This window comes from Citrobacter sp. wls714 (assembly GCF_005281025.1).
Classification (GTDB): domain Bacteria; phylum Pseudomonadota; class Gammaproteobacteria; order Enterobacterales; family Enterobacteriaceae; genus Citrobacter; species Citrobacter werkmanii.
In genome coordinates this window covers 1-3331 of the sequence record NZ_SZWZ01000055.1, presented here as the reverse complement: position 1 = coordinate 3331, position 3331 = coordinate 1, and the positions used below count along the sequence as shown (strand labels likewise).

The window sequence follows — 3331 nt, the reverse complement described above, 5'->3', positions numbered from 1 at the left end:
TCTGTTAAACCCGTGGCGATTCACTTCGCCGGATTATCGCGAATATGTTCCATCAATCGGGTAGAGATATCACCCCGGTTGTCGGGAATCGGTTTGCCATCCAGTAGAAACAACATCCTCTCCAGGTCCGCCAATTGATCACGTCGCCAGCCCCAGTTCAGGTTGAATCCCCACCGGTTATGCGTCACCAGATTGTTGATGATGATCTTCTTACCAAAGCTACATGGGCTATTGGTTTTGTAATCCCACGACAGGCCTTTGAAGACATTAATAACGCCACGTTCAAAAACATCCATTTTGTTGAGATGTAACTGTTCAAAGGTGCTGAGAATATTCTCCTCACTAATAGCCGGTAGCTCGCCTTCCTCAAGATTTTTATGCCACTGGTCACGCGCCTGTGCATCCATCAAGGCCATCATGCCGGACTTCAGCATCAAATCACGCCAGATACTGCGGTCGATATTACGGGTGATGGCAGACATTGCTTTATCCGTCTTTTCTGTCAGCCAGCTATCGTAACGGTGCCCGGACTTCATGGCCCAGTCTTGTGCAGTTCCCCCGCCAATATCAGCAGTTAATCCTGATATAGCATCAAGTTGCTGGATAAGTAGCTCAATTTGCACCAGCGCGGTATCGCGGCCAGTGGCTACACGTTCAATATTTGTCGAAAGGATAAGGTCATTGTGATCCGTTAATACATCGGGTTCTGTTTGCATAGTTAATAGTCCATAAAAGCAAACACGCCTGCCGGAAGTGGCAGGCGCATTATGCGGTGAATAAAAAAGGAGAGAAGGCTGGAGGTATAAATCAGGAGTGAAGCTCGAAGAATTTAAGTATTTATTAATCCCGTCGCTCGTCTGGCTCTGAGAATATCTACAGCCGCCAGAAACGGTGTTTGCTCCTGCCAGGTAAACCCTTTTCGGTCAGTCCGTACCAGTTCATAACGTTCAACCAGGAAGTTCACCGCATCGGCAAGCGTTATTCCTGCCTCGATATGTTCCTGGATGACGGAATCCTCATGGAATGGCGTATCGTTGAGTGTAAGACCGTAATGGTGTTCCAGCAGATACGTTAACAGTTGCTGCCAGACCTGGACGGGCGGCAGGCGTGATGGAACCGGCACCGTGACCGGTACAGATGAGATGTGCATAAGTTGAGTCCTGAGAGAAGAATAACTAAAACGATATTATTGGACGCCAGAAGACCTCCGTTTAAAGCAAACCCAGCTCAGCAAAAGACACCACATCATTCCCAACCACAAGGTGATCCAGCACCCGCACGTCTACCAGTGCCAGCGCTTTCACAATCCGCTGAGTGATGTGTTTATCCTGCTGGCTGATTTCTGCCGAACCCGAGGGATGATTGTGGGCCAGAATGACTGCAGCAGCGTTATGCCTCAGGGCCGATTTAACCACTTCTCGAGGATGGACTTCGATATGGCTGAGCGTGCCGGTAAACAGTATTTCCTGCTCAAGCAAACGATGCTGGTTGTCGAGATACATCACGATAAAAACTTCTCGTTCCTGCTGGGCGAGCTGTAGCTGGAGCCAGGTTTTGGTGAAACTGGTGGAGAGAAACTGTTCACCCGGTTGCCGCTGATATTTCTCCAGCAGTCGCAACGCACGTCGGATTATTCGTTGCTCGTTTGCGGGAAAGACGGGGGATAAATTGAGTACAGACATAATTGATCCTTAAAACAAAAATCCTTACTGGTGTACTGGCAAAGCCTGAGAGAAGGGAGAATAAAAAGGCTCATGAGGTAAGCCGCAGCATAACATCGTGGCCTTACCCGACCGGTCTGAGCATGATTCATGCTTGTCATTCCCGAACACGCCGGGGACACGATGCACCAGCTCTTCATGGGCCAAGGGTCGGTCGCGACGTATCTGGTTGATACGGCCAAAGCGGCTGGCTAATTTCATGGTTATTTCCTGTATGTGAGACAAAAGAAAACGCCCTGCTCGAATGAGCAGGGCGCAAGTGGTGTATTGTTGATGTTTTGAACGTTGTGGATAAGGCTTACGGAAGGGCAAATTTCGGTACGCACCCGTTATCACCAAATTCAGGAATAACAGCGCCAGCGCCTTTGAGCGTAAATGCTGTTGGTTTCGAGCCGGAACCCGAGACAATGACGTTCTTGCCGCTACGTAATTTTTTCCATGCCCACATTACATTGTCTGAACCCACATGGGATTCGCTTTCACTGATGTCGGCTTCTTCGCCGTTATCAATTTTCATGGTCAGGGTCTGACCGCGGTCCATGCTGACCTGATGACCGCTGGCGTCGGTGAATATAATGGTGGCAGCCTGTGAACCCGAACTGTCGCAGCTGAGGTACAGCTGCGACTGCCCCTTGCCGAGGATAGTGTATTCAGCCCTCCCCTGTGCATAGCCGCTGACCCAGACATCACGATTGCCAAAGGCCTGTGACGCCGCCGGAGTCAGAGCAGATATCAGAAGAGTGAAAAGCAGTATTTTCTTTTTCATAGTATTCCCTGAGGGTGATGGTTAAGACGATACGGGTCTCTCCTGAAGACATTGAGACGCGTTAAGAAAGAGGGCTGATAAGTGATACTGGCGATATCACTGGCTGACGGTGAATGTGCCCTGATCGGTGAACACCCGGGCCTCAACAAAATTGCAGGCTTTACCAAAATCCAAAGTGTGACCAAATTTCCAGAAGACACTCTCAGCGAAGGTCATTTTACGGGGTGTGAACGGTTTATCTGTGGGCCACCAGCCGTCCACGTTCCGGCCCCTGTAGGCTATTTTTCGGTGTGTCAGCATCGGGCATTTTCCCCGGTTAACATCGATTTTCTTTATCAGAACGGTGTCGGTTTTTGCTGTCACGGTGACATAGACGCAGCCATAGCACTCAGGACCGGCATGGCTGACCTTCACTGTAACGGGCGTATCACTGGCGGCCAGGGAAGGAAGTGAGGTGAACAACAGACTGGTGGTTAGTATCATAAAAAACCTTTTCATTACTTTTCTCCGGACGAATGCGCTCCTGCGATTCATCGCATTGATTTTTAATCAGTAAATGGCTGAATACAGTATCTCTGAGGAATTCTATAACCGGATATTTACCAGGGATAATGAATAAAACCGATCGGGTCGATCGACAAAATCGATCGTGACAGGGCAAAATTATTTATCGAAACGGAAAACAGGCTAATCGATGTGGAAGTCAGCCAAAGAAGAAGGACCAGACGGTCCGGGCAGCACGGGCCACGGTGTGTGTGACGGTCTGGAGCGCGTAACGTGCAGCCTGTGGCAACGGGGCCAGGTCGATGACTGCGTCAATCACTTCCACCACGGCATCGCCAAA

At 49.7% G+C, this 3331-nt stretch carries 4 protein-coding genes and 3 pseudogenes; all 7 read right to left on the bottom strand.

Annotated features, from left to right (window positions below; all coding sequences use genetic code 11):
* Positions 1-23: 23 nt before the first annotated feature.
* A pseudogene (locus FDX11_RS11650) lies at positions 24-716 on the bottom strand (DUF4942 domain-containing protein); the annotation flags it as partial.
* A gap of 113 nt (positions 717-829) precedes the next feature.
* Positions 830-1150, bottom strand: coding sequence for a TA system toxin CbtA family protein (locus FDX11_RS11645; protein WP_137397950.1), 321 nt, complete (start codon positions 1148-1150; stop codon positions 830-832).
* Positions 1151-1211: 61 nt separating this feature from the next.
* The gene (gene radC / locus FDX11_RS11640; RefSeq protein WP_137397949.1) at positions 1212-1682 is read right to left on the bottom strand and encodes a DNA repair protein RadC; all 471 of its coding nucleotides are present in this window, start codon (positions 1680-1682) and stop codon (positions 1212-1214) included.
* A gap of 111 nt (positions 1683-1793) precedes the next feature.
* Positions 1794-1922 (bottom strand): annotated as a pseudogene (locus FDX11_RS11635) (DUF945 domain-containing protein); the annotation flags it as partial.
* A 97-nt stretch (positions 1923-2019) separates the two neighbouring features.
* Positions 2020-2487, bottom strand: coding sequence for a hypothetical protein (locus FDX11_RS11630; protein ID WP_137397948.1), 468 nt, complete (start codon positions 2485-2487; stop codon positions 2020-2022).
* A 96-nt stretch (positions 2488-2583) separates the two neighbouring features.
* Positions 2584-2985 carry a hypothetical protein gene (locus tag FDX11_RS11625; protein ID WP_047660999.1) on the bottom strand — a complete coding sequence of 134 codons (402 nt, stop codon included), beginning with the start codon at positions 2983-2985 and terminating at the stop codon, positions 2584-2586.
* Between the two features lie 205 nt (positions 2986-3190).
* Positions 3191-3331 (bottom strand): annotated as a pseudogene (locus FDX11_RS25470) (GTP-binding protein HSR1); the annotation flags it as partial.